The 4,398-nt window shown below is 31.8% G+C and carries 4 protein-coding genes; all 4 read right to left on the bottom strand.

Annotation, left to right across the window (positions count from 1 at the left end):
* The coding region (locus GQ589_RS11240) for a M23 family metallopeptidase (RefSeq protein ID WP_160426258.1) at nt 1-727 on the bottom strand (727 nt) is incomplete at its 3' end.
* 270 nt (nt 728-997) lie between these two features.
* Nucleotides 998-1,903: a hypothetical protein gene (locus tag GQ589_RS11245; RefSeq protein WP_160426261.1), complete on the bottom strand. Its 906-nt coding sequence runs from the start codon at nt 1,901-1,903 to the stop codon at nt 998-1,000.
* Nucleotides 1,904-1,931: 28 nt separating this feature from the next.
* The gene (locus tag GQ589_RS11250; protein WP_160426264.1) at nt 1,932-3,434 is read right to left on the bottom strand and encodes a peptidoglycan-binding protein; all 1,503 of its coding nucleotides are present in this window, start codon (nt 3,432-3,434) and stop codon (nt 1,932-1,934) included.
* 79 nt (nt 3,435-3,513) lie between these two features.
* Nucleotides 3,514-4,344, bottom strand: a complete 831-nt coding sequence (locus GQ589_RS11255) for a hypothetical protein (RefSeq protein WP_160426266.1) — start codon at nt 4,342-4,344, stop codon at nt 3,514-3,516.
* Nucleotides 4,345-4,398 lie beyond the last annotated feature (54 nt).

Raw genomic sequence — 4,398 nt, forward strand, 5'->3', positions numbered from 1 at the left:
CAATTTCAAAATGTAAATGAGGGTTACAAAGTCCTTTAGCATTACCGGTATCACCGGTATAGCCTATCAAATCGCCCGATTTAACCTTATCCCTAACTTTTAAGTCAGCACGTTTATTACTTAAATGACAATAACGTAAGTAAAAATAGTCAGCATTAATATTAAAATTATCGGCTTGGACTATCTCTTTTTTGTCTTTGTCAGTAAATTCAAGCGTATAGTCATTTCTTGATGCGCGTAAATCATCACCTTCAACTTTAATAACCAGCACATTGCCATATCCACTTTCTACGTCATATTGGACTATTTCACCATCTAAACAGGCATAGCAAGGGGTATTTATATCCGCAAATAAATCTAACCCTGTATGAGCTTTAGTTCCCTCATCTCTCACATAACCAAAAGCACCATTCCATTTATTAAGACTGCGGTTTGAACTATAACACGTTCGTTGTGGGTATTCTAAAGGCTCATGCCAACGGCTTGTTTTTTCTCGGAAATAATCCATCATCGTTACCGGATGAATAAACCACGCCTTGCCGTCAGTTGATAGATTGGATAGTTTCGGGGTATTAGCATTCGCATCGCTTTGTTCTGTGCTGGTTGTTTGAGCTTGCGCTTGTGCTTGTGCCACTTGTTGCCACCACAGTGAGGGTTTAATGCGTTGCGCTTTTTCTAGTTGCCAATTTTTTTTGACATGTTCATGCGCTTCGTCTACTTTTTTCATCGCAATATCACGCTGATAAAGCTGGGTGATTCTCCACTCATCTAATCCCGCTTCAATAAGCGTTTTTTGTTGTTGTTTCTCTTCTTCAAATAAGTCATCAATTTCGTTCCATTTGCTTAACGCTTCATCGGCATACCATTCACTTTCATAGTCAACTAATAATAAAAAATTAAATGTTTCAGTGAAAATGTCAGCTTCTTTCGTTATTCCGTTAAAATGTTTAGTTCAAATATAGCCACATTAATAGCCTCGTTAGGAGAGTAGCTATTTTTATTTTTCTACTTTAATAAATTTTCCTTTATTATTAATGATATAATTTGTTTTATCTAATAATTTAGGTAAGTTATTATCTCGATATTCAACCTTATTAAGAGTAACAAGGTAATTCTTATCAATAGCATATTCAATCAAAGTTACTCCATCTTCCATCTCATAATTTTCTCCTATTTCTAATCTATCAATAATATTTAAATCATCTGACAAGCTGATTAATGATAATTTAGGATAACCAGCAATGGAATATGAAGATAATAATATCAATTTTGTTTCTTTGTATGTCTTTAATTTTATTGCTTTCAAATTACCATCATCTATCATCCCTTTAAAAAAATAATTAAATTCATCAGGCATGGACAAAAAACCATCTTTTGCATCTGGGGGAAAGTAGCGATTGGCTAATGGTAGATTAGCTGTATTGAATTTGTTATATAAATCCGAAAAATCATGATGTATTTTTTGTTTATCTTTAAAGGTTAAAATAAATTCATCATTACTAAATAAAAAGAGATAATCAGACATAAGTGCCAAAGATTGGTTTAAATTATACTGTTGCGGCAAAGTCATAAATGTAAAATATTGTTTTTTTTGTTTATTATCAGTTAAATTTAAACGCTCTAATTCTTCTTGCAATAAGCTATGAACATTTGGTGATAATTTTTCTTTTGTTTCCCGTACTTCAATCACATTATGTTCGTCAATTATTAGTTTATTATTTGAACTTTTAACTGATATATTTTTTGTTCCTTCAAGTAGTGCCAGTAATTTTTCGATTTGAATTGAATGATCTGATAAATAAGTGATATCAACTAATTGCCATTTTATCTCATTAGCATTTGTCATTAATGGAAAAAAACAATACAAACATACAAATATAAATCTAATTGTAATTTTTAACATTATTAACCTCTTTTATAATTTATTTGGGCTATTTATTAATAAGTGTAATTAATTTTTCTTTATTTAAAGTGGTAGCATCAGTACAAAAATATTCATCTAATAAATATTGTTTTTCAAATGATCTAACATCCATATGAATCCAACTATAAGTATATCCAGTTATAGGTTTGTCATTGGCATCCAAGCCTATTGGTTCTGTTGTAAAAAGATTCTTTTCCTTCCAATTATCTTGCGCGTTAAGATAAGTCTTAAAAAAGTTATCACGAATATATAGTAAAGGTGCAATATTATTTTTATTTAGTCCTCCGATAGCCCATGTACCTTTATTAAATTGAATATCTAATGCTTTTCCTCTATGGTTAGCTGTCTTTCCATCCTTATGAGAATGGCAGCGATATCCTGAAGAAATTTCTCTAAATTTATAGACATTTTGTCTACTTAAATAAAAAATTAATGCAGAAAATCCAAATAATAATGATCTATGTATACTCGGAAATTCATAAGTATTATATCGTTCTGGTGAAGTATTTGTTCCTAAACCATTACCAAATCCACTACATTTTTTAGGAGAACACCTACATTTAAGTTGTAGCCAAATTGTATTACTGATTGCATATTCCTCATGAAATTCATCAATCGCTTTTATCACATTCATATCCACAACGCCCGTTTCCTTGACTTGCATATAATCACGTTGAAACTGTTTGATCATATTTTCGGTTCTTTCGGTAAATTCATCTGTTGGCACATTGCCACCAAATCCAGCAAGTCTGATATTAATTTCCCGAATAATTTCATCTTTATCCCCCTTTTTGAAAAGGATATTGTTTCCTGCAAAATAATCCACCATCGCCACCGGGTGAATAAACCACGCCTTGCCGTCAGTTGATAGATTGGATAGTTTCGGGGTATTAGCATTCGCATCGCTTTGTTCTGTGCTGGTTGTTTGAGCTTGCGCTTGTGCTTGTGCCACTTGTTGCCACCACAGTGAGGGTTTAATGCGTTGCGCTTTTTCTAGTTGCCAATTTTTTTTGACATGTTCATGCGCTTCATCTACTTTTTTCATCGCAATATCACGCTGATAAAGCTCGGTGATTCTCCACTCATCTAATCCCGCTTCAATCAGCGTTTTTTGTTGTTGTTTTTCTTCTTCAAATAAGTCATCAATTTCATTCCATTTGCTTAACGCTTCATCGGCATACCATTCACTTTCATATTTTACCAGTAAATGCCCTATCAACTCCGCCGTCCAGCTTCTACGTAATCCTTCTTTTAAATCGCTATCCGTAAAAGTTGGTGGCGGTAAGTTCTTTTTTCGTTGTGTTGAATATATCAGTGTCCCTGTCAAAATTTGGTGTAGTGCCTTCATCGCTGGCGTGTAATCGGCTAAATCTAATTTCGCCACTCTATTCTTGCCAATCTTGTCTGATAATTCACCAACCGAGGCTTTTTCTTCTATCGTTTCAAACCCTGGCCAGTGCCATGGACTACGTCGTTTGATATGCGCTTGCGCATTGTCTTTTATATTCACCCAACCTTGTATCGGCAGGCTTTACTTATTATCTCCGAGTAACCTTAATTCACTAAAAACTATCATTTTGTATCATTTTTTAATCTGGCGAAAGTTTGGTTATTAGTTTTGTTCTATTTTCTTGATTAACAAATGTGTAATAAGTCACTCCTCCATCAAAATATTGTACAATCTCTAGCTTATTTTCCCCTTTCCATTTATATTCGACTTCAACTCTCAGATAATCATCTTCATAAATGTCCGAAAAATCTTCCCCTATTTTGATCTTTTTTCTAAATACGTTTGAAGGATCAAAGCTCATTGCTTCATATACATCCAATATTGTCATGTTTTGATAATAACAAGTATGAGTGGTCTCCATATCAACTTGTTTGTATTGAAGGCAATTTTCATTTCTTTTTAAATTATTTATTTTGTTTTCATCTGTATTGACTAATTGTTTGTAGAAAATTAGATGTTGTTTATAAGGAATCATTAATTCATTATCATTAAGTAAAATGATCGTTGTATAACTGAATCCAATACACATTTCAGATAGATTTGATGAATCTATTAAAAAAAGTTCATCAAAATCATTTAACAATAAATTATATTTGTTTAATTCTTCATCATAATTTTCAAAAAAATTGATTTTTTTTAATTGATTATTGATGTTTTTTTTATTTCCTTCAAAACGTTTAAAATCACAACCTGAAATGCTAATTTTTTGTTTATTACCAGTAATCAAATTGTCTAAAGCTCCGATGAACCAATCTTTTTCTTGTTTTTCTACATTAATTTTATCTTTCATTATCAAATAATAATGATTTTTATTAGAATCAATATTAGAAGCATAAGCTAAAGGTGGTAATAAAATTAATAACAAAATGTTAAATAAAATGTAGTAGCTCAAACTTAACCTGACAGACACCTATTACTCATCGGTTTTCATTTTAACAAAATGCGTGTCCGATGAGCAAAATAA

It is taken from the genome of Gilliamella sp. Pas-s27 (assembly GCF_009795865.1).
Classification (GTDB): Bacteria; Pseudomonadota; Gammaproteobacteria; order Enterobacterales; family Orbaceae; genus Gilliamella.